A 25839-nucleotide genomic window follows, 5' to 3' on the forward strand; every position below is an offset into this window, starting at 1 on the left:
GTCGCGCCGCGAACGCCACCACCTTCTTGCGCCCGAAGCATGAAACCATGCGCACGATGCATGGGAGGCCTACCGTCGGGGGTCCAGGCACCACGAAAGGACGCCCCGATGACCACCGAGACCCCCGACGCCCTCCCCACCGGCACCGTCGACGCCGCCGTCATCGGCGGCGGCGCGGCCGGCCTCAACGGCGCGCTCATGCTCGCCCGCTCCCGCCGCTCCGTCGTCGTCATCGACTCCGGCACACCGCGCAACGCCCCCGCCGACGCCGTCCACGGCCTCCTCGGCCTGGACGGCACCCCGCCCGCCGAACTCCTTGCCCGCGGCCGCGCCGAGGTCCGCGGCTACGGCGGCCTCGTCGTCCCCGGCCAGGTCACCGCCGCCGCCCCCGCCCCGCCCGCCCCCGACGGCGACCTCCGCTTCACCGTCACCCTCGCCGACGGCCGCACCCTCACCGCCCGCCGCCTCCTCGTCGCCACCGGCCTGCGCGACGCCCTCCCCGACGTCCCCGGCCTCGCCCCGCACTGGGGCCACGGCGTCGTCCACTGCCCGTACTGCCACGGCTGGGAGGTCCGCGACGAGCCCGTCGGCGTCCTCGCCGTCGGCCCCGCCTCCGTCCACCACGCCCTCCTCTTCCGTCAACTCACCGACGACCTCGTCTACTTCACCCGCGACACCTCGTTGGACGACGACACCCGCGCCCGCTTCACCGCCCGCGGGATCCGCGTCGTCGACACCCCCGTCGCCGCCGTCGAGTCCGACCCCACCGGCATCACCGGCGTCCGCCTCACTGACGGCACCGTCGTCCCCCGCCGCGTCCTCGCCGTCGCCACCACCCTCCACGCCCGCACCGAGGGCCTCTCCGCCCTCGCCCTCCCCACGGCGCAGCTGCCCGCCGACATGGGCACCCACCTCGCCTCCGGCCCCGCCGGCCTCACCGGCGTCCCCGGCGTCTGGACCGCCGGCAACGCCACCGACCCCATGGCCCAGGTCGGCGCCTCCGCGGCGGCGGGCGCGCTCGCCGGCGCACACATCAACGCCCACCTCGCGACCGCGGACACGGAGGCGGCACTCGCCCGCGCGACCCACACCCCCAGCCCGGCCGGCGCTTGAGGCGACCGGGCGGAGCCCTCGACCACGACCACCGAATACTGCCGCTGCGCGGCACCCGGCAGTGGGGCTTCGCCGCTGCGCGGCAGGTGCCGTGTTGCTGCGGCTGTGTGACGGCGGGAGGGCGGGGGGGTGCCCCCGCAGCGACGGAGGAGCGAGGAGGTGCGCCCGCCCCCACCACCCAGCCCACCACGGGGCCTTACGCCTTCGGCGCATCCCCCGCACTCGGGCACGCCTTGCACGCCGGCGCCCGCGAGGGCGCTGTCATGACCACCGTCCCGCACCCGCGAGGCCCGCCCCTGGGAGGCCCGCCCCCGCGAGGCCCGCACACCGGTTGACGTCCAGCTCTCGACCCATATCCACAGCGTGAGCACCGGCCGCGGTGGCTTACGAAGTCTCGCTGACGCTGACGGGCCCGTACGGCGACCATGAACCCATGACCACCGTGACCCGCGTCCCCGCGCCCGTCGATGTCCGCGCCGCCGCCGACGCCATCCGCCCGTACGCCCGCCGCACCCCCTGCTGGACGTCGAGATCGACGGCCGGCGCGTGTTCCTCAAGCTCGAACACCTGCAGCGCAGCGGCTCGTTCAAACTGCGCGGCGCGCTCAACGCGATGCTGGCGGGCTCCCCGGACGACCACGTGGTGACGGCGTCCGGGGGCAACCACGGTCTCGCGGTGGCGACCGCGGCGCAGCTGCTCGGGCGGCGGGCGACGGTGTACGTGCCCGAGGCCGCGCCCGCGGGGAAGACCCGGCGGATCGAGGCGGCCGGTGCGCGCCTCGTCCGGCGCGGCACGACCTTCGCGGAGGCGGCGGAGGCCGCCTGGGTGGAGGCGGCCCTGCCGGGCCACCGCTTCCTGCACCCGTACGACGACCCGGCCGTCGTCGCGGGCCAGGGCACGGTGACGGCGGAGATCGTCGCCGACGCCCCCGAGGTCGACGCGATCGCCGCGGCCGCGGGCGGCGGCGGGCTCGTCGCGGGCGCCGTCCTCGCGGCCGGCGGCCGTCACGTCACCGCCGTCGAACCCGAGCACTGCCGCTGCCTGCACGACGCCCTCGCCGCGGGACGCCCCGTCGACTCGCCCGTCGACTCCGTCGCCGCGTCCGCGACCGGCGCGACCCGCGTCGGCGAGATCCCCTTCGCCGTCCTGACCGGCAGCCCGGCCGTCTCCACCGTCCTCGTCCCGGACGCCCGCATCCTCCGGGCCCGCGACCGACTCTGGGACGAGCTCCGCCTGGCCGTCGAACCCGCCGCCGCCCTCCCCTTCGCCGCCTGGCTCGACGGCCGCGTCCCCGGCGACCACCCCTGCCTCGTCCTGTGCGGCGCCAACACGGACTGGACCCCTACCCCCTGAACCCGCCCGCCCGCGTGCGGCTCGCCCGGGCGCGAGCCGCACCCGGGCAGGCCCGCACGGCCACCGCGCCGCGCCGCCTTCACCCGCGCCTTCACTCCACGGGACCGGCCGCCCCGACCGCGCCCACCGGCAGCAGCTCCACGCGCTTCGCCACCCGGCCGTCGCCCGAGGACCGGCCCCGCAGCCGCCGCAGCAGCCACGGTCCGAGGAACGCCGCCGCCCATCGCAGCTCTGCGGCCGCGGCCTGCCCCCGCCGCGGCGGGGGAGCGGCGGGCAGCGGGAGCGCCCACGCGTCGTCGCTGCCCGGCAGTTCGAGCGCGTGCGCGAGCGCCGCGGCGATCCGCTCGTGGCCCAGCGGGCCGGCGTGCAGCCGGTCGGCGGTCCACAGCCGCGGATCGGTGACGACGGCGGGCAGCGCCGTGTCGGCGACGGTCACACCGTGCCGCGCGGCCGCCTCCCGGACGCCCGCGTTGAGGTCGAGCACCCGCGAGGCCAGCGGCCGCGCGAGCGGCGCGATCCGCCCGAGGTCGGGGAACGTCACCGTCGCCACCCGCGCCCCCGCCGCGGTCAGCGCGGCGAACATCGTCTCCAGCTCGCCGACGACCGCGCCCGCGTCGAACCGCGGCCGCAGCAGGTCGTTCACCCCCGCCACCACCGTCGCGAGGTCCGGCCGCAGCGCCAGCGCCGGCTCCAACTGCTCCGCCCGCACCTGCCCCGCGACCCGCCCCCGTACGGCCAGGTTCGCGTACAGCAGCCCCGGTTCGACCTCCGCGAGCCGCTCGGCCAGCCGGTCCGCGAACCCCCGCAGCCCGACGGTCTCGTCCCCGTCGCCCATCCCCTCGGTCTGGCTGTCGCCCAAAGCGACGTACCGCAGATACGTGCGCGTCATCGATCCGGCCCCCGTCTCCTCGTCCGCCGTCGCCGGCGCTCCGGAGGGCAGCCTACTCAACGATCTGACTATTCAGGATGTTGACCAGAACCGGAGCGCCAGGGCGATCAGAAGCGATCCGGCAGACCAGGACGACCCTCCGCCTCGGGGTACGCCGGCAGCTCGATCGCCTCCGCGGGCGGGGTGAACCACCGCGACACCATCCCGCCCAGCGGTCCCCCGCTCACCGCCCCCGCCACCCGCAGCGCCCCGTTCATCGCCGCCAACCCGACCCGCCCCCGCGGGTTCGCGATGCCCGGAGCCCCTGGCGGCAGCTTCTGCGCCTGCTCGACGTACGGCCGCATCACCCGCTCGTACCGGGCGAACGCCGTACGGTGCGGGTGCCCGGCCAGCTCGCCGGCGAGAACGTACGCCCCGGCCAGCGCCAGACTCGTGCCCATCCCGCTGATCGGCGACGCGCAGTACGCCGCGTCCCCCACCAGCGCCACCCGCCCGCGGCTCCACGACGGCAGCCGCGCCTGACCGACCGCGTCGAAGTACAACGGCGCGCGTCCCAGCGCGGCGAGCACCCGCGACGCCTCCCACCCGACGTCCGCGAACGTTCGGCGCAGAATCGTCACCTGCGCCTCCCGGTCCAGCTCGTCGAGCCCGCGGACGTCCGACAGGAACCCCAGCGTCGCCCGCACCGTGCCGACGTTGTCCGGCCGCAGCGTCACACTGCGCCCCCGGCCCGCGCTGTGCCAGCGCCACAGGTCCGTGTCGCCGGCCACCCGCGGAATCGTCAAGTACGCCACGTAGAAGTCGAGTTCGTGCACCGGATCGACGTCGGGGAAGACCAGTCCGCGGGTCCGCGAGCGCAGCCCCTCGGCGAGCACCACCACGTCGTGCACCTGCCGCGCCCCGCTCGCGAAGGTGACCGTGACCGCGTCCCCGTGGTCGTCGAGCGCGATGATCCGGTCGCCGAAGACGTACCGGGTCCGCGGCCGGGTGCGCTCCACCAGGATCCGCGACAGTTGCCCGCGCAGGATCTCCAGCTCCGCCGTCGCCCCGTCGGAGTCCGACGTCCCCGCGGCGAACCGTGCGAGCCGCGCGCCGTCCGCGCGGACGAACTCCGTCCCCCGCTCCCCGGTCGACGCCTTGCGGATCTCCTCCTCGATCCCCATCCGCCGCGCGACCTCCCGCCCCGCCCCGCGCACGTCGATGTTCTGCCCCTCCTCCCGCAACTCCCCGAACCGCTCCACCACGGTCGTCCGCCACCCGTACGCATCGAGCCAGTACGCGAGCGCGGGCCCCGCGATACTCGCCCCGGAGATCAGCACACTCGGAGCACCCATACCGGATCTTCCGCCCCGAGACCGCCCCCGGATGCACGCCCGCCACCACACCCGGAGACCGGGTTGGCGGCCGTACGCCTTCGGCTCGCGGCGGATCAGGCGGCCGACTGCATCGGCATGCGGCGCGGACCATCCGGACTAAGCTCGCCTCATGGGCTTCTCCTGGCCATTCCTCGCGGAACCCCACCCGATCGAGTCGCTCATCGAGCCGATGGAATGGGGCAGGGCGCACTACACGGTCGTCCGGATGCCCCAGTCCCTGGTCGACGCGGCTCGCGAGGCCGGCACCCGGCGCGTCGCGGGGAGGCTCGAAGACGTCGAGGTGAACTGCGCGCTGACGAGTGCACCGGTGCTGTCCGACACCTTCGTATGGGCCGGCGCCGGGCTGTTGCGGCGGCTCCGGCTGGAGGCGGGGGACCCGGTGACCGGCCACCTGGCACCCGTGGACCCCGACCACGTCCCCGTACCGTCCGACCTGGCGGAAGCCCTGTCCCGGAGGTCTCTGCTCGACATCTGGGAGTCACTGCCGCCGGCCACGCGCCGCCGGCGGCTCGCCGCCGTCGAGACCGCGTCGGCCCCGGCGACCCGCCTCCGCCGCATCACGGCGCTCCTCGACGCGCTCTGAGAAGGGCGACCTCTCACGCGGCCCCGCCCCAGCAGCGGAGGCCCCGAGCCCCCGGCACACAGCGCGGCAGCCCGCCACACGGCGCTGAGGCCGTTCATCTGCACCCCGGAGCACGGCGCTGAGGCCGTTCACCTGCGCCCCAGCACACCGCGCCGCGACCGCGACCCCGCGTCGCACACCGCGACCGCGCCGAAGACGGCCCGCACCGGCGCGCCCCCGTGCGCCAGGCCCCCACCACCCCGACGCTCGAACCATGCACACCGCCTTCGCCCACCCGAGCCACCCGAGCGCCTGCCGATGACCACCGCCGGCACCCTCGTCCTCATCACCGCCACCGCCGTCGCCGCCCCCCTCCTCGCCAAGCTCACCGCACCCCGCCTGCGCGTCCCCCTCGTCATCTTCGAGATCACCCTCGGCATCCTCATCGGCCCCGACCTCCTCGGCTGGGCGAAGGTCGACGACCTCGTCGACGGCCTCTCCGAGCTCGGCCTCTGCATGCTGATCTTCCTCGCGGGCTACGAGATCGAACTCGACGCGATCCGCGGCGACACCCTGCGCCGCGCCGTCCGCGCCTGGACCGCCTCCCTGGTCCTCGGCCTCGCCGTCGCCCTCGCCCTCAGCGGCCTCGACCTCGCCAAGAGCGTGGTGATCGGCACCGCCCTGACCAGCACCGCCCTCGGCACCGTGCTGCCGATCCTGCGCGACAGCGGCGACCTCCGCGGCCGCTTCGGCACGGTGATGCTCGCCTTCGGCGCGGTCGGCGAGTTCGGCCCGATCATCGCGATGGCCGTCCTGCTCAGCGGCCGCGACCCCGGCGTCGCGACCGTCGTCCTCGCCGTCTTCGCCTGCCTGACCGCCGCCGCCCTGTACTGGGCGACCCGCCCCCGACCGCCCTGGTTCGCCGACATCGTCCGCAGCACCCTCCACACCAGCGGCCAGTTCGCCGTCCGCTTCGTGATGCTGCTGCTCGTGTCCATGCTCGCCCTGTCCGCCGCCTTCGGCCTCGACGTGCTGCTCGGCGCGTTCGCCGCCGGCCTGCTCACCCGGCTCGTCTTCCACGGCGCGGCCCCCGAGAGCAGCGAGGAGATCATGGGCAAGGTCGAGGCGCTCGGCTTCGGCTTCCTCGTGCCGCTGTTCTTCGTCACCACCGGCATCGAGTTCGACCTCGCCTCCCTCCTCGACGGCGGCCGCACCCTCCTGCTGCTCCCCGTCTTCCTGCTCCTCTTCCTCCTCGTCCGCGGCCTGCCCGTGTACGCGCTCGCCCCGCGCGACCTCGACCCGTCCGGGCGCCGCGCCCTGTCCCTGTACTCCGCGACCTGCCTGCCGCTCGTCGTCGCGATCACCACCATCGGCGTCGACGAGAAGGTCATCGGCGAGGGCGAGGCGGCGGCCCTGGTCGGCGCCGCCATGATCTCCGTCCTCGTCTTCCCCCTCCTCGCCCTGCGCGCCCGCGCGGGCCGCACCGACACCGCCACCACCGCCGAAGCCTGGTGACGCCGCACGCCGAAGGGCCGCGACCCCCGGGGATCGCGGCCCCTCGTGCTGGGGCTCACCAGTGACGGACTGCCGTCACTGCCACACCCGCACGTAGTCCACCAGCATCTTCGCCGGGAACGGCGTCGAGGCGTCCGGCGCCCCCGGCCAGTCCCCGCCGACCGCGAGGTTCAGGATCAGGTAGAACGGGTGGTCGAACACCCACGGCCCGCGCGTCCGCTCGATCTCCGCCTTGTCCAGCGTGACGACCGTCCGCCCGTCGAGGGTGTACGTGATCCCCTTGCTGTCCCACTCCGCCGCCCACACGTGGAAGTCGGCCGACAGGTCCGCGCCGCCGGGCAGCGTGTACGACCCGCCGATCCCGCCCGCCCCGTTGTACGCGGGCGCGTGGACGGTCGAGTACCCGGTCTTCACGTCCTTGCCGAGCACCTCCAGGATGTCGATCTCCCCGTTGTACGGCCACGGCCGCCCGTCCAGGAAGTCGGCGCCCATCATCCAGAACGCCGGCCAGAGACCGTTCCCCTTGGGCACCTTGACCCGCGCCTCGACCTTCCCGTACGTGAACTCGAACTTGTTCCCGGTGTTGATCCGAGCCGAGGTGTACTGGCACGTCCCGCTGCCGCTCAGCGGGTCGCGCGGGCAACTCGACCCGGGCGTCACCTGCTTGCGCGCCTCCAGGACGAGGTTGCCCTGCCCGTCGGTGGCCACGTTGTCGTTGTCCGTGTAGTACTCCAGCTCGTTGTTCGGCCCCGTCCCCGGGTCCGCGCTCCACTTCGCCGGGTCCGGCTTCGTCCCCGCCGGGGTGTTGAACTCGTCCTGCCACACGATCCGCCCCGGCTTCGCGGGGTCCGCCGGCAGCGGCGGGGGAGTCGTCGGCGCGCCGCCCGTGCCGTACACCTGGAACTCCCAGAGCGAGTAGCCGTACGGCGTCGCCCGCTCGGTCCCGTACATCCGCACGTAGCGCCCGGTCCCGGACACGTTCAGCGTCTGCTTGAAGCCGGTGCCGGCCGAAGTGGAGTAGATCGGGGTCCAGTTGACGTTGTCCGGCGAGGTCTGGATCTGGAACGACTTCGCGTACGCCGGATCCCACTGCAGGACGACCCGGCTGATCTGCGCCGTCGCGCCCAGGTCGACGGAGATCCAGCCCGGGTCGGTCCATCCGGTGGTCGAGCTGGTCGCCCAGCGCGAGGCCGGGTCGCGGTCGAAGGCGCGGGCCGGGATGCACTCCCAGCAGTTCCCGTCCGCCTGCGAGCTGGAGGCCGCGCCCGTCTTCCCGTACGACAGCAGCTTCTCGCCGCCCGGGTCGGGGTTGCCGGTGTCGCCGACCCCGAACACCTGGAACTCGTGCAGCGAGTACCCCCACTGGGTGGCGCGCGCCGTGCCGTACATCCGCACGTACCGGCCGGTGCCGGAGACGCTCAGCCGCTGCTTGCCGCCGGTCCCGGCCGCGGTCTCGTGGACGGTCGTCCAGTTCGAGCCGTCGGCGGAGACCTGGATCCGGAAGCCCTTGGCGTACGCGGCCTCCCAGTCCAGGGCGACCTCGCTGATCCGCGAGGACGCGCCCAGGTCGACGCGGATCCACTGCGGGTCGGAGAACTCGCTCGACCAGCGGGTGCCCGGGTCGCCGTCCACGGCGTTGGCCCCGGCGAACGGACCCTCCACCGACGAGACGGTCACCGGTCTGCCCTGCGAGAGCAACGGATCTGCGGCATAGGCGCGCTGCGGCCCCGGCAGGGCGGCGAACGACAACAGGGTGACCGCGAGGGCGACGAGCAGACCCAGGCGGCGACGCAGTGGACTCACGGCGGCGGCTCCTCAAAACGGTTCGGACACGCGGAGTTGAACATCAGGGAGCGTTCCCTGAGAGGGGAGACTGGGGCCGTGAGGAGAGGGTGTCAAGGTTCCGGTTCAGTTCCGGGAAACATGGCCAATGCACTGATGCACATTCAGAAACTCTACTGAGCAGGCCAGTTAGAGACTTCGCGCGCAAGCAACCGCACGTGAGCAGTCCACCCCTCGACTCTCCCGCCGCACCTGGCGACCCGCTCGCCTTGACGACGTCACCGCTCACCACCCACCCTGGTCGGGGAACGTTCCCCGAACTTCCGCCCTCCGCCGGTCCGCACCCCGAGGCGGTAAGGTCACGGGAGCACGCGGCAGGGGAACGGCCGGGGGCGGCATCCGCCCCCGCGGCGGACGGGGGGCGGGACCATGGCAGCGGAGACGTCGGAGCCGGGCAGGCGTACGGGCGCGCGCCGCCCCACCCTGGAGGTGGTCGCCGCACGCGCCGGCGTCTCCAAGTCGAGCGTCTCGCGCGTCGTCAACGGAGAGCACACCGTCGCCCCCGAGATCCGCGACGTCGTCCTGCGCGCCGTCCGCGAGCTGGGCTACGTCCCCAACGCCGCCGCCCGCAACCTCGTCACCCGCCGCACCGACGCCGTCGCCATGGTCGTCTCCGACCCGCCCCAGGGGCTGCTCTCCGACGACCCGCTGTTCTCCACCGTCGTCCGCGCCGCCAGCCGCGCCCTCGAGGCGGCGGGCAAACAGGTCGTCCTGATGCTCGCCGAGTCCGACCGCAGCCGCGCCCGCGTCGAGAGCTACGTCGCCGCCGGGCACGTCGACGGTGTCCTGCTCGTCTCGCTGCACGGCACGGACCCGCTGCCCGCCGTCCTCGCCCGCAGCTCACTCCCCGTGGTGTCCTTCGGCCGCACCGCCGCCGCGTCCGTCCCCTACGCCGACCTCGACAACACCGGCGGCGCCGGCCTCGCCGTCCGCCACCTCCTGGAGCGCGGCCGCCGCCGCATCGCCACGCTCACCGGCCCGCTCGACCTCATCGACGCCCGCGAACGCCTCGCCGGCTACCGCGAGGCGCTCCGCGGCACCGGCCGCCGCCCACTCGTCGCCCTCGGCGACTTCACCCGCGTCTCCGGCGCGGAGGCCATGCGCGAACTCCTCACCGACGAGCCCGCCCTCGACGCCGTCTTCGCCGCCAACGACCTCATGGCCGTCGGAGCCCTGCGCACCCTCCGCGAGGCCGGCCGCCGCGTCCCCGACGACGTCGCCGTCGTCGGCTTCGACGACATCGAGGCCGCCGCCTACAGCGCCCCGCCCCTCACCACCATCCGCAGCCCCATGGCCGACCAGGCCCTCGCCACCGTCCACCTCCTCCTCACCCTCCTCGACGGCCGACCCGTCACCCCGGTCGTCATGCCGAACGAACTGGTGATCCGCGAGTCGACGTGAGCCGGGCGAACGGTGCCCGCGGTCAGGGGGTGTCGATCTGGTGGTCGGCCCACACGTAGGTCTCCGGCAGCAGCTCCGTGACGGGAACGGCCCGCACCCGCTCGCCCGCCCCCACGACGACCCGGACCTCCGGGAAGTAGTCCAACAGCACCTGCCGGCACCGCCCGCACGGCGGTACGACCCCCCGCTCCCGATCCCCGACCGCCACGATCGTGCTCAGCTCGTAGATTCCCTGCGCGGCCGCCGTCCCGATCAGCACCAGCTCCGCACACGGCCCACCCGTGAAGTGGTAAGCGTTCACCGCGGTCACGATCCGCCCGTCCGGGGCGCGCCCGGCCGCGGCCATCGTGTGATCGTCCCCCCGACACCGCGTGCGCGCGACCTCGGCGGCCGCGCGCACCAGCTCGTGGTCGACGGGGGTGGTTCGGCTCGACATGTTCTCCACTTCCATCCTGCTCGGCACCAGACGCGCCGGATCCTCGACCGGCCGAAGCCCATGCTGCCCGAGACCCATATGGGCACGCGTGCTCTATCCCAGCCCGAGCCGAACCAGCCCCGTCCGAGCCGGACAGAATCCCGTCCGAGCTGAGCTCAGTCCCGTCCGAGCCGCACAGAATTCCAGCCCGGCCGGCGTTTGAGGCCACCGGGCGGAGCCCGGTGTCCGCGGCGGAGCCGCGAACGGGGGGTTTGCGGGGCGGAGCCCCTGGCCGCCCGGAGGGACTTGGGGAAGGGGCGGGTGGGGGGAATTCCGCGCCGAAGGCGCACCCCGCATCACCCCCGACGGGGATGACACGCACCGGCCCGTACGACCGGCTCCCACACCCTCACACCCTGGACCCCGACCGGTACGGCGTGAGGAGTTGGTCGATCGGCGCGTGGTCGTCGGTGAGGACCTGCGCCCCGTCGACCCACCGCGTGACGTCCCCACCCGTCGCGATCCGCCACCCGGTCTGCCGCGCGTCGAGCGCCTCCTGGACCGCCTCCGCATCCACCATCCGCCGCGAGGCGACGACGACGAGGTTCCCGCCCTCGGGCTCCGCACCCGGCACGAGCCCGACGTCCTCGGGGTCACCGAGCACGGCAACATGCGGGAACACCCGTTGCAGCGTGGCGGCTTCGGCCCGTGCGAACCCCAACGGCCCGTGGTCGATGAGGTTCGCGACGTACAACCCGTCCTCGTCCAGCACCCGCCGCACCTCCTCCAGCGCCTCCACCGTGGTGAGATGCCACGGCACGCTCACCCCACCGAACGCGTCCCCGACGACCAGGTCCCGGCTACCGTCGTCCAACCGCTCGACACCGAGCCGCCCGTCCTCGACGCGGACGTCGATCCCCGCCCCCGTCCGCAACCCGAGCCGCTCCCGGTCGATCGCGACGACCCCGCCGTCGATCTCGGAGACGAGACTGCGGGTCCCGGGCCGCGCGCTCGCCAGGTAGCGCGGGAACGTGAGCCCGCCCCCGCCCAGGTGGTACGCCTCCAGCGGCTCCTCCGGCGGGAACGCCGTGTCGACGACCGCCGCGATCCCCCGCACGTACGCGAACTCCAGGTGCGTCGGATCGTCGACGTCGACGTAACTGTGCCGCAGCCCGTCGAGCACGAGGGTGCGCCCGCCCTCCCGCACCGGGTCCGCGACCACCCGCGCACAGTGGTACTTCGTCTCCGCGTCGCACCCCCCGGGGGCGACCGTCGTCGCGAGCCCCCCGGCGACGACCGCGAGCGCGAGCGCCGCGGTGGACGCCCGCGGCCCCCGCGTCCGCCACTCGAACAGCGCCCCGCCCAGCACCAGCAGCGCACCGAGCCCGATCAGGATCCCGCTCACCGGCAGCCGCGAGATCAGCACGAACCCGGTCAGCACCGTGCCGACGATCGCCCCGACCGTTCCCACGCCCGACAGCCGCCCCACCACCGTCCCCGTCTCGGCGAGGCTGGTCAGCCGCAGCTTCGTCACCATCGGCGTCACCGCCGACAGCAGCGCCCCCGGCACGAGGATCGCCCCCGCCGCCACGATCAGCAGCAAAGGCGCCACCCACTCCGCCGTGCTGCGCAGCAGCAGCGGCGTGAACGCGACCACCACCCCCGACACCGCCAGCGACGGCCCGATCAGCTTCCGCGGATCGACCTGGTCCGCCACCTTCCCACCCAGCCACGACCCCACCGCGATCGCCGCCAGCGCGATCCCGATCACCATCGTGCTGGTCTCCAACGTCAGCCCCAGATACGGCGCGAGCAACCGCAACGCGACGATCTCGACGACCAGCACCGCCGCCGAAGACCCGAACACGAGCACGCCGGCGGCCCTGCCCCCGAGCCCGCCCGGCCTCTCCTCCACCGCTCCGTCCACGCCGGCCATCCTCCCACGGCCCCCACCCGCCCACCCCGAACGACGGCGCCGAACAGGCGGGTTGACCCCACCCCGCCCCGCAGACCGGACATCGCGGCCCTCACCGAAAGCCCACCGACCGGCCCACCCGACCCCGCAGCCCCGAGATCCGCCTCGGCTCTGCCCCGCAGCCCCGAGATCCGCCTCGGCTCTGCCCTACAGCCGCGGGGTGCGCCTCGGCCCTGCTGTGCGGCGGCGGGGTGCGCCTCGGCCCTGCCTTGCGGCGGCGGGGTGCGGCTCTTGGCCCTGCCGTGCGGCTGCGAGACGCGTCTCCCCCCGCTCCCGCAGCCGCGAGATGCGCCCCCACCATGTCATCGCCACCCCGCCACCCCGCCCGGGAAACCCGCTCGCCCCCGCGCCCCCCGTCCCGCAAAGTGGCCCCATGACCCACCGCGGCCTCGCCCCCGACGGAACCATCGCCCGCGAGGGCGCGCTCGACCGTGTCCCACCACTCTTCGCACCCGTCATCGAGGCCGCCCGCACCCTCATCGCCACGACGTTCGGCCCGCCGGGAGGCCCGCTCCCGGACCGCCCCGGCCGCCCTCCCCGCCTCCACAGCGCCTACCTTTACGGCAGCATCCCCCGCGGCACGGCGCTCCTTGGCGTCTCCGACCTCGACCTGCAGCTCGCCCTGCACCACGAGCCGACCGAGACCGACCGTGCCGACGCCCGTGCCCTCGAGAAGGCCCTCGACGACGCCTTCCCCCAGATCGACGGCGTCGGCATCCTCCTCACCAGCCGTGCGACCCTCCTCAGCGACCTGGAGCGCCACGACCTCGGCTTCTTCGTCGCCTGCCTCTGTACTCCGCTCCTCGGTCCCGACCTCGCGCGCGACCTCCCCCGCTACCGCCCCACCACCGAACTCGCCCGCGAGACCAACGGCGACCTCGCCCTCCTGCTGCCCCGCTGGCGCGCCCGCGCCGCCGACGCCGCCACCGACACCGCCCGCCGCACCCTCTGCCGCGCCGTCGCCCGCCGCCTCGTCCGCACCGGCTTCACCCTCGTCATGCCCCGCTGGAACGGCTGGACCAGCGACCTCACCGACTCCGCGACGATCTTCGGCGACCACTACCCCGCCCGCGCACCCCAGATGCGCACGGCGGCCACCCTCGCCCGCACCCCGTCCCCCGACCCGGCCGCGCTCGACCCCCTCCTGGAGGACCTCGCCCCCTGGCTGGCCGCGGAGTACGCCACCGTCCACGGCACGAAGACCCCCCGCCCCTGACCTCAGTCCTCGATCACCACCCCGTACTTGCCCAGACGAGGCGGTGGCTTCGGTACCGGGTCGTCGACGTGGCGCCACATGCCGAAGTCGGACGTGTCATCGGGCCGCAGGCATCCGTCCAGCGGCTCCCCCGTCTCCAGCGCCTCCGCGACGTGGTGCATCAGGGAGGTGAGCGAGTCCCACATGGGGTGGCCGTTGACGACCGACTCCCCTTCCCTGCTCTGCCCGTGGACGTACCGCCCGGCCGAGCCTTCGGAGTCGACCCACAGCACGCTCCCGCCGCCATCCGAGGCGAACGGCACGTACGTGGGAAGGAAGTACGGGTGGTCGCCTCGGCCCCAAACCGTCGTCATGGTGTCCCACCACGAGGTGATCGCAGACGTCGACAGCAACGTCCAGTGCCGTGGCAGGACGTAAAGGTCGGTCCCGTCATGCCCGCGCAACAACTCCGCCAGCTCGTACGGCATTGTCCGCCCGATGTGCGCTTCCACCCGCGCGATGTCCTCCGTCGTGGCCGGGGGACCCAGCTCCCGGCTCACCCCCTGATCCCGCGCCCACCCCTCGATCCGCCCCCACGACTCCGCGATACCCCGCACCCCCTTCGCATCCCTCCGCCCCCAGTCCTCGTTCCCCAGCTCCGGCAACCCGAAGTGCGCACAGATCGCCCCCGCGATCCGCTCGTCACGCCCCTCGGGCGCACCTTCCGCAGCCGCTGACAGAAACGCCGCTCGCCCGGTCGACGGGCCCTCCCCGAGGTGCGCGAACTCGAACGCCATCTCCACCCGCCCGTCCCGGTACTGCGCGAACGAGCTTTCCTGCTGCTCCCCGCCGGACGACCGCGTCACGAAGACGACCACCTCCCCGCCCGCCGCGCACAACGCCGCATGATCGACCGCATCGTCCTCACCCCACCCCGCCATGGGATGCATCACGACCCCCCACTCGTCCCCCTTCCCGTACGCCATCGGCACCCGCCGCTGCGCGAGCAACCCCCGCACCACTGCATCCATCGACACCCCCCGGAAGAAGACCACCCCGGTCTCCTCCGCCTCGTCCTGCCCCACCACCCAGCCCAACGGCCCCCGCATCCAGTGATCCATGTCCGCAACGTAGCCCCCACCACTGACAATCACGCCGCGCGCCGAGCGCTCACCGCACCGGTGACTCCCGCTCCGCCCCGCTCGCCCGCGACGGACCCTCCACCGTTCCCCGCGGAGCCGACCGCATGACCGACGTCAGGAACGCCGCCCCCACCACAAGGGCCAGCACGGCGATCAGCGCGTTCCGCAGCCCCACGTGATCGGCCAACAGCCCCAGCGCCGGCGGGCCGACGAGGAAGGCGACGTATCCCGCCGTGGCGACCGCGGAGACGCGCGCGGCGGCGTGGTGGGGGTCGTCGCCGGCCGCGGAGATGGTGACGGGGAAGCCGAGCGCCGCGCCGAGGCCCCAGAGGACGACGCCGGCCGTGGCGACGGCGGGGGAGTCGGGGAAGATGACCAGCGCGAGCCCCGCCGCCGCGGCGAGCGCGCTGACGCGGACGACCGCGGCCCGCCCGTAGCGGGCGAGGAGGGGGCCGCCCGCGAACCGCCCGACCGTCATCGACGCGGCGAACGCGGTGTAGACCAGCGACCCGGCGGTCGCGCTGGTGCCGTGCCCGTCGACCATGACCAGCGGCAGCCAGTCGTTGGCCGCACCCTCGGCGAGGGCCATCGCGAGCACGATGAGCCCGATGAGGACGAGCCGCCGGTCGAGCCACACCGGAAGCCGACCGCCGGTGGTCCTCGGCCGCGCGTCCGTCGCGGCCGCCGCCTTCCCGGTCCCCGCGGGCACCCCGGACACCGCCCACGCGGCCGCCGCCCCGACGACCACCGTCACGGCCCCCAGGTGCCACCCGACGGGCACGTCCGCCGCGGTCAGCGCCATGCCGAGCAGCGCCCCGCCCACCGTGCCGAGGCTGAAGCACCCGTGCAGCACGGGCAGCACCGGCCGCCCGACGGCCTTCTCCAGCGCCGCGCCCTCGATGTTGAAGGCGACCTCCGCGAGACCGAGCCCGCCCCCGAACAGCGCCAGCCCGCAGAACACCCCCGGCGCGACCGACAGCGCCGCCCCCGCCGCGACGACCGCGATCCCGCACGTCAGCAGCACCGCGCCGGCCCGGATCACCGCCTGCCCGCCGAACCGCCGCACCAGCCCGCCCGACGCCAGCACCCCGGTCATCGACCCCACCGACAGCCCGAACAGCACCAGCCCCATCGCCCCCGTCGACACGTCCAGCGCGTCCCGGATCGCCGGCGTCCGCGCGATCCACGACGACATCCCCACCCCGACGACCACGTTGAACAGGAACAACGCGGCCCGCCAGCGACGCGTTCCCGAATCCGTCGACGACACCATCGGCAGCAACCTCACCCCAGGAAAGTACGAACGTACGCCTCCAGAGTGTACGATCGTACGCACGTCGGCAAGCTCGCCGACCCCGCAACCACCCGGCCGGCGCCCACCTGACTACGGCGCCGGCCGGGTCCCGTCCCCCGGAACGGAGCCGCCCGGGCCCCGGTCCGCTACGACGGATCGCCGCCGAACCGGGCGCGTCCCCCGTCCGCCGGGGACGGTCATGCAACCCGCCTCCCGGGGCACACCCATCCCGAGCGAAAGCGCTCGGAGGATGACGGAGGGGACCCGGCATGAACGTTCTTTGGGGTGTGGGTGCGGCGCTCTTCGGCCTCTTCTTCGTGCTCCGCGCACGACACCTGGAGCGCCGCAATGCCGCGAGCAGCGCGCGCCTCTTCGGTGAGGACCGCAGCGCCCGGATGTCGACCGTCCACACCTGGGTCTTCCGCCTGGGCGGGGCGTTGTTCTTCGTGGTCGGAACCCTGACGGCCCTCGGCGTCATCGAGCCCTCGGGGCAGAACGAGGGGGAGTCCCGGGGTTGGGAGTTGCCGACACCGTTCGTCGTGGCGTTCATGGTCGTCTGGGTCGCCGTCGGCGTCTTCATCGCCCGCAAGCTCTGGATCGCACGCCGCAACCGCCGTTAGGCGGCGGAGCCGGGGAGCCCGGCGCCGTCCGGCTGGCGGCCGACCGCGATTGTCAGTGCCCCCCTCTACCGTCCCACCCATGAGCGCACACACCTTCGCGTACGCCCGGCCCTCCGCCCTGACAAGCACCGGTGCCGGCACCGCCCGGACGCTGGGCCTGGAGACCGCCGGCGGGCTGACCCCCACGGGGCCCGAGGCCCACCCGCAGTTCTTCGCGGGCTTCCTGAGCGCCCCTCAGGCCGCCGCCCGCGCCCTGCTCGCCGTCGCGGACGTCGCCGCCGCCCGCTACTACCGCCGCGACCGCCCCGCCTCCCTCGACCCCGTGGTGACGGGCAACGGCGACCGGCTGCGCTTCGAGAGCTTCTCCGGCTGCTGCGGCGTCTACGCCCGCCTGGACGTCCTGCCCGACGGCCTGCGCGGCGCGGACACCGGCCACGGCACCACGAACGTCGACGTCAACAACCCGCTCCGCGACGCGCTCTCCCGCCTCGGCGGCGACGACCCGCTCCACCTGCGGGTGGGCCCCGAGGCGATGGCGGTGACGACGCTCGACGGGCCCGTCGTCGAGAAGAAGGTCCCCCTTCCCGACCGCTGGCTGCGCGGGTTCGCCGAGTCCCAGGCCGCCACCGCCGGCTTTGACCTCCGCGCGGAGCTGTCCGCCGCCGAGGCCACCCGCTTCCTCCGCTCCCTCCCGCGCACCGGCACGACCAACGGCCCCCTGTGGGTGGTCCAGTCCGGCCGCACCCTGCGCCCCGCCACCCGCCCCGTCCCCGGCGCCGTCTGCCTGCCCGGACCCGAACGGCTCGTCGCCCTCCAGCGCGTACTGCGCAACGCCACCCACCTGCGCGTCTACGGCCCCGTGCCCGACGGCGCCGCGCCCACCGCCTCCGCCTGGGAGATCGGCCTGCCCGGCATGCGGCTCACCCTCACCCTCTCCCCGGAACCCGCCCGCGGCTTCTCCGGCGAGGGCGGCGTCCTGGAAGCCCTCGCCACCGACGACGCCGCCGCGGACGCCGAGCTGATCTCCGTCCTCCTCGCCTGGGAACCCCGCATCGACCCCGCCGACCTCGCCGAGCAGTCCGGCCTGACGGTGGACCGCGTCCGCGCCGCCCTCACCCGCCTCGGCACCGCCGGCCGCGTCGGCTACGACACCGCCGAAGCCGCCTACTTCCACCGCGAACTCCCCTACGACGCCCGCCGCGCCGAGCGCCACAACCCCCGCCTGGTCGCCGCCCGCACCCTGCTCGCCGAGGGTGCGGTCGTCCTGGAACGCCCCGGTCACGCCGTGGTGTCCAGCGGCGAACGCCGCTACCAGGTCCGCGAGTCCGGCGGCGCCCTGAGCTGCACCTGCCAGTGGTGGGCCGACTACCGCGGCCGCCGCGGCCCCTGCAAACACGCCCTTGCCACCCGCATGGCCCTGCGCGCCGCCAACCCCACCGAGACCGCCACCACCGGAGCCGCACGATGAGCGCCCTCACCGACGTCCTCAAGGCCATCCGCGCCGCCCAGCCCGCCGACGCCCTCAAGGCCGTCCGCGCCGCCCGCCCCGCCGACGCCCTGAAGGCGGTGCGACCCCACCGCCCCGACACCGTCCTCGCCGCGGTCCGCGCCGGCCGCACCGACCTCGTACCCGCTCTCCTCGAACCGCTCGACGCCACCCAACGCAAGGCGATCCTGCCCGAGTTGAAGGACCTGCGTCGCGAACTGCGCACCGGCGGCTGGGAGAACTGGAAGCAGCGCGACCTCATGAGCCCCGCCCTGGTCGTCGCCGGCGCCGGCTGCACCACCGGCGCCGCCGCGGCCGCCACCTGGATCTCCGCCGCCGACCTCCGCCGCTGGCGGCCGCGCGTCCCGACCGAGATCCTGCTCACCGTCCTCGCCGACCGCGATCAGGGCTGGCTCGGCAAGCTCGCCGACCGGCTCGCGGCCCGCCCCGCCACCGCCGCCGACGACTACCCGCTGATCAGCGCACTCGCCCGGCGCGCCGACCACCCGATGCCCACCACCGACGGCTGCGTGGAGGGCTGGGTCACCGCCGTGTCGGCCGGCCGGAACGACCGCCCCCTCGCGGACGTCCTGCGCGAGCACGCCCACACCCCCGCTTTCGTCCCCCGCCTCTTCGAGACCGCCGAACCCGTCGCCGCCTTCGCCTGGCGCTCCGACCCCGACAACCGCTTCAGTTGGCCCACCGCGCTCGCCACCCTCACCGCCGAAGGCCTCCTCGACCGCGCCACCCTCCTCGACGCCTGCACCACCCGCCTGGTCCGCGGCGGCACCGCGAACCAACTCAAGCCCTACCAGAACATCCTCGCCGCCCTCGCCCCCACCGAGCAGGAGGAACGGGAGCGGGCCGCCGACTGGATCGCGATCGCCGCCGACGCCCCCTCCGCCGTCGCCGGCGACGCCCAGCAGACCCTCGCCCGCATCGCGTCGACGGGGCATCTCACCTCCCGACAGCTCGCCGAGATGTCCGCCGCCGTCCTCTTCCGCCCCGAGAAGAAGCTCGTCCGCGCCCAACTCACCCTGATCGCACGTGAACTGAAGCGAGACCGTGCGACCGCCCCCGACCTCCTCCCCGAACTCGCCGAACTCTTCGGCCACACCGACACCGACCTCCAGGGCCGCGGTCTGAAGGTCGTCGCCGCCCACCTCCCCGACGACCCCGCGCTCCGAGCCGAACTCGCGGCCAGGGCGCAGCTGTTGGCGCCACTGCACCGCCCCCGCGCCCTCCAGGTCCTCGGACCGGCCGCCGTCCCCGCCGAGGACACCGCCCCCTACGAGGAGACTCTGCCGCCCGTCCCCGCCCCGACGCCGCTCGACCCGTCCCCGGCCACACCCGAAGAGACCGCCGAACTCGTCGCCGCGCTCGTCAACGCCCGCACCGGCGCACCCACCGTCGCCGAGTTCGAGCGGGCGCTCGACGGTGTCGCCCGCCACGCCCATCGCGACCGCTCCGCGCTCACCGCGGCCCTGCGGGACGCCCTCGCGGACATCTGGTGGCTCGACCCGCAGCAGTCCCGCCACTACCACCACGAACTCCCCGGCCTCGAACACCTCGCCGCCGTCCTCCTCGGCGCCGCGCCCCGCTGCTCGACCGCACCGGCCTTCACCTCCTGGCGGCACGACTGCGCCCACGGCGCCCTGCGCGCCGTCGTCCACGCCCGCGTCGTCGAGGTGGCGAGCCGGCTCGCCCCCCGCCCGCGGCCGGTGCTCCTCGCCACCCCCACCACGGCCACCGGCCCCCACGAACCCCGCACGCTCGGCGACCCCCTCACCGCCTACGCCCGGCGCGGCGAGACCCCCGCCCCGATCGACTTCGGCCAAGCCTTGCTGCGCGTCCGCCGCGACCCGACCGCCGCATCCGAGGCGGCCGCCCTCGGCACCCCGGAAGGCCACCGCCTCGCCGCCTGGCTGGAGACGGCGGGTGCTCCCGTGGCCGTCACCCGCCGCATCGCGCCCCCGGTCACCCACCAGTGGCGGCCCGAGACCCCGGCCAGACTCGCCCTCGACACCGGCGAACACGCCACCGTCCTCGCCGAGTTCCCCACCGCGTTCCACGATCTCGCCAAGGCCCGCCCGGCCCCCGACGCCTGCTGGGAAGGCGCCGAGACCGCCCTGCTCGCCGTGCTCCCCGAGGACCGCGAGACCCTCGCCGCCTGGCAGTTCCCCCTCGTCCGGTCCGCGGCGCTCCACGACATGCGCGGCGGCGCCGCCACCCTCCCCCTCCTCGCCGCGCTGGAGGGCCCCGCGGGCCCCGCCCTCCACCTCGCCGTCGCCACCGGCCTCGGCGCCCGCCACCCCCAGGACCGGCTCAGCGCCGTCGACGCCCTCCTCACCCTCGCCGCCCGCGGCGACCTCGACCCCGTACGCCTCGCCGCCGACCTCACCGAGCAGATCACCCTCGGCGCCGTCAAACCCAACCGCCTGACCGACTCCCTGAGCACCGCCGCCGCCACCGGCGCCTACGCCACCACCTGGTCCGTCCTCGCCGCCGCCCTCCCCGCCCTGCTCGCGGAAAACACCCGCGGCACGGGCGACCTGCTCGCCCTCGCCGCCGAGTGCGTCGAGCACGCACGGGCCGCGTCCCCCGCACCGGCCGGCCTCGACGCCGCCGCCGACCGCCGCGGCACCTCCCGCCTCACCACCCAGGCCGCACGCCTCCGCGACGCCCTGCACCGCAACCAGGAGCCCGCCCCCGCTCCGTTGCCTTGACGCCGACGTCAAGATCTATTTTTGATCTTGCGCAGTGCTCCGTCCTTCAGAGCGAAGGTGAAGCGCGTTCCTGGCCCGGAGGCGCGAAGCGGAGTTCGCTGTGCCTCCGTCTATGACGGTCAGGCGGGACGTTTCTGGTTCTCGATGTATTGCTCGGCCACGGTCAGCGGTGCGCCGCTGCTGGAGCCGGCGAAGTAGGAGCCGGACCAGAAGTGTCCGCCCCACAGGAACCGGCGGACGTGGGGGTCGTACTCCTTGCGCAGCAGTCGGGCGGAGACGCCCTTGAGGGAGTTGACGAGCTTGGAGAGCTGGACCTTGGGCGGGTAGTGGACCAGGAGGTGCACGTGGTCGTCCTCGCCGGTGAACTGCTTGAGTTCGGCCTCGAAGTCGGTGCACACCTCCCGCATGATCTCCTCGCAGCGCGTCAGCATCGCGTCCGTCATGGCGTCGCGCCGGTACTTGGTGACGAAAACCAAGTGGACATGCAGGTTATGGACAACATGACGGCCAGCGCGTATGTCGGGATTCGGATTCCATCTCGGTGACATGAACCAAATGATAGATTGGGCGTGTGACTTACGAACTCGGTCTGGTCAAGCGGCAGTTCGGGCACCGTGCCCGACTGGCGCTGTCGCCTGTCGAGGTCCAGGTCATGGACGATCAGGCGCACGCGGCCCGCACCCTGTAGAACTGCCTGCACGCCTGGTGGCAGATGATGCCGAGGGAGAAGCGGTCGCTGGCCGCCGCCGACGCTGCGATCCGTCAGGGACGCAAGGATCTCGACTTCCTCGCCGTGCTCCCGGCGCAGGCCGCTCAGGCAGTCCTCAAGGTGTACTTCCAGGCGTGGAAGAACTGCTGGGACGGGCGCGCCGACGCCCCGAACTTCAAGGGACGGTTCCGGTCCGTGATGTCCGTGGACATCCCACAGGGCCGCGACCTCCAGATCAAACGCGTCCACCGCCGATGGGGCATGGTCAACATCCCCAAGGTCGGCCGGGTCCGTTTCCGCTGGACCCGGGATCTACCCGTGGGCAAGACGGCGAACAGCGACCATCGGATCACCGGGGCCCGGCTGGTCAGGGACAGCCTGGGCTGGCACATCGCGTTCCGGAACACCACCCTGGAACGCACCCCCCCAGCCCCATGCTGGGCCGGACGTCGGCATCGACCTGGGCGTGAACATCCCCCTCGCCCTGTCCGACGGCAACCACCACGACCACGGACGCCCGCCCCGCCTGCCCGACGGCACCGCCGACCGCGACAAGTGGCTCAACCCGAAGGAGAAGGCCACGCTGCTCCGCCTGGAACAGCGCGCCGCGCACCGCAGGACGTTCCGCAAGCCGCAGGAGAAGACCTCCCGGCGCCTGCACCACATCTACGACCGGATCCGGGCCCTGCGCGCCAAAGCCACGCGCCGCAGCACCGACTGGCAGCACAAGACCACCACGACCCTCGCCGAGCAGTACGGCGTGATCGTGGTGGAGGACCTGCACATCACGAACATGACCAGGGCCCCAGCTCCCAAGCCCGACCCCCGCCACAGCGGCACCTACCTGCGCAACGGGGCCAAGGCCAAAGCCGGACTCAACCGCGCATGCCTCCAGGAGGCATGGGGCCGCACCGTGACCCTGCTGACGTACAAGACCGCCCGCCAGGGCGGCATCCTGGTCAAGGTCCCCGCTCCCTACACGTCCCAGCGCTGCTCCGCGTGCGGCTTCCTCACGCCCGGCAGCCGGGAGACGCAGGCCCTGTTCGTGTGCCAGAACCCCGAGTGCGGATGGACCGGCAACGCCGACCACAACGGCGCCCGGAACGTCCTGCAGTCGTACCGGATCGGCCACGTGGCGATCCCGGCTGCCGGGAGGGCAGTCGTCAGGCGCACCCGCGGCGTCAAGCCCGCCACCGCAAGGTAGACGGGAATCTCCCCCTGAGCTCGCGAAGGGAGGAGAGCACTTCAAGGTCACGGGCATGCGCATCGGCGAACTGGCGGAACGGGCCGGGGTCAGCACCCGGACGCTGCGGTACTACGAGGCGCGCGGGCTGCTCCCCGCGCGCCGCACCGGCAACGGCTACCGCGCCTACGGCGACGACGACCTGCGGCTCGTGCGGCAGATCCGCACCCTCCAGGACTTCGGGTTCGGCCTGGAGGACACCCGCCCGTTCGTGGAGTGCCTGCGCGCAGGCCACCCGGCCGGCGACTCCTGCCCGGCCTCGCTCGACGTCTACCGCCGCAAGCTCACCGAACTCGACACGCTCATAGCCGAGTTGACGGCCGTACGCGACCAGGTGACCTCCCAGCTCCTGCGGGCCGAGGCGCAACAGGACGGCGGCCCCGAGCCGCGCTGCGAACTGAAGGGATGACCCCATGACACCCCCGCCCATGACCACCCCGCCCACCACGACATCGCGCACGACCACCCCGCCCCCGACGACCCCGCCCACCGCGGCCCCGCGCACGACCCCCCCGCCCACCACGACATCGCGCCCCACCACCCAGCACACACCCGCACCCGCACCCGTCACACCCACACCCCCGCCCGCCGTCCCCGAGGTCACCGACGCCGGCTTCGCCGACGCCGTCCTGCACGCCGACCGCCCCGTCCTCGTCAAGTTCACCGCCACTTGGTGCGGCCCCTGCCGCCAGCTCCGCCCCGTCCTCGCCGCGCTCGCCACCGAGCACGCCGACCGGCTGAAGGTGGTGGAGGTCGACGTCGACCGGAGCCCCGAGACGGCCCTCGCCCACCACGTCCTGTCGACCCCCACCCTCCTCCTCTTCCGCGACGGCGCCCCGATCCGCTCGATCGTCGGCGCCCGCTCCAAGGCCCGCCTGCTCCGGGACCTCGACGACGTCCTGTGACGGGTCCGCGCCTCAGCGCTCGTCCGCCCGCTCCGCCAACTGCTCCAACCGCGCCGCCTCCACGTCCAGCCCGGTCTGCAGCTTGCCCAGCGTCTCGGAGTCGTACGTACCCCGCGACCGCGCCACCTGCAGGCGGTCGGCCTGCGCGTCGAGCACCCGCATCCGCAGCCGCACGTACGCGAACGGCCCGTCCCGCCGCTCCGGGTCGGGCTGCTCGCCCGCCCTGGGCCCTCGCTCCAGCGGCCCGCCCACATCCGCCCGCACCTTCTCCACCACCCGCTCCGGGAACGGCTGCCCGTCCCGGTCGACGAGTGCGCCGTCGTCGAGCACCGCGTCCGCCACGTCGACCAGCTCCGTCGCCAGCCGCACGAAGTCCTCCCGCAGCCGCTCCGGATCGTCCTCCGGCACCCGCACCGCGCGGATGACGACGGGCAGCGTCAGCCCCTGCAGCAGCAGCGTGGTCGTCGCCACGACGTACGCGACGAGGATCAGCTGCGAGCGGTCGGGCGTGTCCTGCGGCAGGGTCTGCGCGGCGGCCACCGTGATCGCACCGCGCATCCCGGCCCAGGCCAGCACGACCCCGCCCCGCCAGCCCAGCGTCTCGTTCAGCCGGAACCTGACGTCCGCGCTCGCCTTCTCGACCCGCCGGGCGAAGCTCTCCCGCCGCTTCGGCGACGCCCGCCGGAACCGCTGCTCCATCGCCGGATCGCCCCTGTCCCCGGCGAGGAAGGCACGCACCGACTCCAGCCGCGGACGCATCCGCTCCGCCCGCTCCTGCTCCCGCCGCATCCCGGCGACGAGCGGCGCGGTGAACACCATCCGCACCACGATCACCAGCGCCGTCGCCGCCAGCGCGACCCCCAGCGCCCGCCCGATCCCCAGGCCCGCCTCGTCCACCTCGTCGACCAGCGTCTTGATCCCTAGCCCCATCAGCAGGAACATCGAGCTCTCCAGCAGGAACGCCACCGTCCGCCAGTTCTTCGACTCCGTGATCCGGTCCTGCGCCCGCAGCCGGCGCGGGCTCAGGTGCCCCGTCACCAGACCGGCGACGACGACCGCGAGCACCCCGGACGCGTCGAGCGCCTCGGCGGGCAGATAGGCGAGGAACGGCACCACGAACGAGATCGCCGTGTTCAGCACCGCGTCGTTCAGCAGCGCCCGCGCCCGCACGTTCACCACCCCGACGAGCAGCCCCACCCCGACGGCCACCACCACGGCGTACAGGAACTCCACGACGATCCCGCCGACGGACACCGCCCCGGCCATCGCGGCGACCGCGGAGCGCAGCAGCACCAGCGCGGACGCGTCGTTGACCAGCCCCTCGCCCTCCAGGACGGTCAGCAGCCGCCGTGGCAGGCCGAGCCTGCGCCCCACCGACGTCGCCGCGACCGCGTCCGTCGGGCTGATCACCGCGCCGAGCGCGAACGCCACCGGCCAACCGATCTCCGGCAGCAGCCAATGGAACAGCCACCCCGCGCTCAGCGTCGACACCACCACGAGCAGCACGGCGAGCCCCGTGATCGGCCGCAGGTTGCGCCGGAAGTCGACCACCGGCATGTTCACCGCCGCCGAGTACAGCAGCGGCGGCAGCACCCCCGCCAGGACCAGCTCCGGCTCCACCTCCGGATGCGGCACCCCCGGCACGAAGCTCAGCCCGATCCCGACGAGCACCAGACTCAACGGGGCGGCCAGACCCAGCCGTTCGGAGAACGCGGCGACCACCACGATGCTGATCACCCCGAGCACCGCGACCAGCGTCGACTCCACCACCGCGCACGTCCTTCCGCCGGCCGGTCAGCACACCGCCCGTCCACGACGCCCGCCGACCGAAACATCCCGTTTCGACCCGCCACACCGTAGCCGTCACGGGACGCACACCCCCCGCCGCCGCGCCCCCGGGCCTCCCTGGGACCCGGCAGGTCCGCCCCGCAGGGGCGTCAGCCGCACCGCACGACCCGCGTCGCGAACCCGCCCCCCCCTGACTCGGGGCATCCGGCCGTCAGGCCGCGTCCCCGCCCGTACCGCAACGCGCCCTGCCAGCAGCGCCCCCGGCCCGCACCGGACCACCGGTGCGGGCC

19 protein-coding genes and 2 pseudogenes are annotated in these 25839 nt (G+C 74.2%); 12 read left to right on the forward strand and 9 right to left on the reverse strand.

Features of this window, described 5'->3' with window-relative positions; all coding sequences use genetic code 11:
- The first annotated feature begins 108 nt into the window (after window positions 1–108).
- On the forward strand, window positions 109–1113 hold the full coding sequence (locus ACFWEG_RS06240) for an NAD(P)/FAD-dependent oxidoreductase (protein ID WP_387209768.1): 1005 nt from the start codon (window positions 109–111) through the stop codon (window positions 1111–1113).
- 546 nt (window positions 1114–1659) lie between these two features.
- The gene (locus ACFWEG_RS06245; protein ID WP_387209770.1) at window positions 1660–2466 is read left to right on the forward strand and encodes a pyridoxal-phosphate dependent enzyme; all 807 of its coding nucleotides are present in this window, start codon (window positions 1660–1662) and stop codon (window positions 2464–2466) included.
- 91 nt (window positions 2467–2557) lie between these two features.
- Here the strand turns inward: ACFWEG_RS06245 and ACFWEG_RS06250 are convergent, their stop codons facing one another.
- Together ACFWEG_RS06250 and ACFWEG_RS06255 are read right to left on the reverse strand one after the other, a co-directional pair.
- Window positions 2558–3355 (reverse strand): SGNH/GDSL hydrolase family protein, encoded by a 798-nt coding sequence (locus ACFWEG_RS06250; RefSeq protein WP_387209801.1) that lies wholly within the window; start codon window positions 3353–3355, stop codon window positions 2558–2560.
- A 107-nt stretch (window positions 3356–3462) separates the two neighbouring features.
- Entirely contained in the window at window positions 3463–4689 is a 1227-nt protein-coding gene (locus tag ACFWEG_RS06255) for an FAD-dependent monooxygenase (RefSeq protein ID WP_387209771.1), read from the reverse strand.
- A 151-nt stretch (window positions 4690–4840) separates the two neighbouring features.
- On the opposite strand from ACFWEG_RS06255, the gene ACFWEG_RS06260 reads away from it, so the two are divergent.
- Window positions 4841–5314, forward strand: coding sequence for a YdeI/OmpD-associated family protein (locus ACFWEG_RS06260; RefSeq protein ID WP_387209773.1), 474 nt, complete (start codon window positions 4841–4843; stop codon window positions 5312–5314).
- A gap of 297 nt (window positions 5315–5611) precedes the next feature.
- A complete protein-coding gene (locus ACFWEG_RS06265) occupies window positions 5612–6808 on the forward strand; it encodes a cation:proton antiporter (protein ID WP_387209775.1) in 1197 nt (398 codons plus the stop codon).
- Window positions 6809–6883: 75 nt separating this feature from the next.
- Here the strand turns inward: ACFWEG_RS06265 and ACFWEG_RS06270 are convergent, their stop codons facing one another.
- Window positions 6884–8611 (reverse strand): discoidin domain-containing protein, encoded by a 1728-nt coding sequence (locus ACFWEG_RS06270; protein ID WP_387209777.1) that lies wholly within the window; start codon window positions 8609–8611, stop codon window positions 6884–6886.
- Between the two features lie 408 nt (window positions 8612–9019).
- Here ACFWEG_RS06270 and ACFWEG_RS06275 point away from each other — a divergent pair, with 408 nt between their 5' ends.
- Complete coding sequence (locus ACFWEG_RS06275; protein ID WP_387209779.1) at window positions 9020–10051, forward strand: LacI family DNA-binding transcriptional regulator; 1032 nt, start codon at window positions 9020–9022, stop codon at window positions 10049–10051.
- A gap of 22 nt (window positions 10052–10073) precedes the next feature.
- Here ACFWEG_RS06275 and ACFWEG_RS06280 read toward each other — a convergent pair whose 3' ends face one another.
- Both ACFWEG_RS06280 and ACFWEG_RS06285 read right to left on the reverse strand, forming a co-directional pair.
- On the reverse strand, window positions 10074–10487 hold the full coding sequence (locus tag ACFWEG_RS06280) for a cytidine deaminase (RefSeq protein ID WP_387209781.1): 414 nt from the start codon (window positions 10485–10487) through the stop codon (window positions 10074–10076).
- 388 nt (window positions 10488–10875) lie between these two features.
- The gene (locus tag ACFWEG_RS06285; RefSeq protein ID WP_387209783.1) at window positions 10876–12402 is read right to left on the reverse strand and encodes a fused MFS/spermidine synthase; all 1527 of its coding nucleotides are present in this window, start codon (window positions 12400–12402) and stop codon (window positions 10876–10878) included.
- A 412-nt stretch (window positions 12403–12814) separates the two neighbouring features.
- Between ACFWEG_RS06285 and ACFWEG_RS06290 the strand changes: the two genes are divergently transcribed.
- Complete coding sequence (locus tag ACFWEG_RS06290; RefSeq protein ID WP_387209785.1) at window positions 12815–13657, forward strand: nucleotidyltransferase; 843 nt, start codon at window positions 12815–12817, stop codon at window positions 13655–13657.
- 2 nt (window positions 13658–13659) lie between these two features.
- On the opposite strand, the gene ACFWEG_RS06295 is transcribed toward ACFWEG_RS06290, so the two are convergent.
- Together ACFWEG_RS06295 and ACFWEG_RS06300 are read right to left on the reverse strand one after the other, a co-directional pair.
- Window positions 13660–14757, reverse strand: coding sequence for an SMI1/KNR4 family protein (locus ACFWEG_RS06295; RefSeq protein ID WP_387209787.1), 1098 nt, complete (start codon window positions 14755–14757; stop codon window positions 13660–13662).
- 49 nt (window positions 14758–14806) lie between these two features.
- Window positions 14807–16051, reverse strand: coding sequence for an MFS transporter (locus tag ACFWEG_RS06300; RefSeq protein ID WP_387209803.1), 1245 nt, complete (start codon window positions 16049–16051; stop codon window positions 14807–14809).
- Between the two features lie 290 nt (window positions 16052–16341).
- On the opposite strand from ACFWEG_RS06300, the gene ACFWEG_RS06305 reads away from it, so the two are divergent.
- The 3 genes from ACFWEG_RS06305 (at window position 16342) to ACFWEG_RS06315 (ending at window position 20904) form a co-directional block, all read left to right on the forward strand.
- On the forward strand, window positions 16342–16692 hold the full coding sequence (locus tag ACFWEG_RS06305; RefSeq protein ID WP_387209789.1) for a hypothetical protein: 351 nt from the start codon (window positions 16342–16344) through the stop codon (window positions 16690–16692).
- 79 nt (window positions 16693–16771) lie between these two features.
- A complete protein-coding gene (locus ACFWEG_RS06310) occupies window positions 16772–18160 on the forward strand; it encodes an SWIM zinc finger family protein (RefSeq protein WP_387209791.1) in 1389 nt (462 codons plus the stop codon).
- Window positions 18157–20904 carry a DUF6493 family protein gene (locus tag ACFWEG_RS06315; protein WP_387209793.1) on the forward strand — a complete coding sequence of 916 codons (2748 nt, stop codon included), beginning with the start codon at window positions 18157–18159 and terminating at the stop codon, window positions 20902–20904. Before ACFWEG_RS06310 ends, ACFWEG_RS06315 begins: the two co-directional genes overlap by 4 nt.
- A gap of 119 nt (window positions 20905–21023) precedes the next feature.
- On the opposite strand, the gene tnpA is transcribed toward ACFWEG_RS06315, so the two are convergent.
- Window positions 21024–21452 carry an IS200/IS605 family transposase gene (gene tnpA / locus ACFWEG_RS06320; protein ID WP_387209795.1) on the reverse strand — a complete coding sequence of 143 codons (429 nt, stop codon included), beginning with the start codon at window positions 21450–21452 and terminating at the stop codon, window positions 21024–21026.
- A 164-nt stretch (window positions 21453–21616) separates the two neighbouring features.
- On the opposite strand from tnpA, the pseudogene ACFWEG_RS06325 reads away from it, so the two are divergent.
- The 3 genes and pseudogenes from ACFWEG_RS06325 to ACFWEG_RS06335 all read left to right on the forward strand — a co-directional run.
- Window positions 21617–22817 (forward strand): annotated as a pseudogene (locus ACFWEG_RS06325) (RNA-guided endonuclease InsQ/TnpB family protein).
- A 55-nt stretch (window positions 22818–22872) separates the two neighbouring features.
- Window positions 22873–23265 (forward strand): MerR family transcriptional regulator, encoded by a 393-nt coding sequence (locus ACFWEG_RS06330; protein WP_387209797.1) that lies wholly within the window; start codon window positions 22873–22875, stop codon window positions 23263–23265.
- A gap of 181 nt (window positions 23266–23446) precedes the next feature.
- Window positions 23447–23761: pseudogene (locus tag ACFWEG_RS06335) on the forward strand (thioredoxin family protein); the annotation flags it as partial.
- A gap of 12 nt (window positions 23762–23773) precedes the next feature.
- Here the strand turns inward: ACFWEG_RS06335 and ACFWEG_RS06340 are convergent.
- Window positions 23774–25531, reverse strand: coding sequence for a cation:proton antiporter (locus ACFWEG_RS06340; protein ID WP_387209799.1), 1758 nt, complete (start codon window positions 25529–25531; stop codon window positions 23774–23776).
- Window positions 25532–25839 lie beyond the last annotated feature (308 nt).

It is taken from the genome of Streptomyces sp. NPDC060194 (genome assembly GCF_042728285.1).
Lineage (GTDB): Bacteria > Actinomycetota > Actinomycetes > Streptomycetales > Streptomycetaceae > Streptomyces.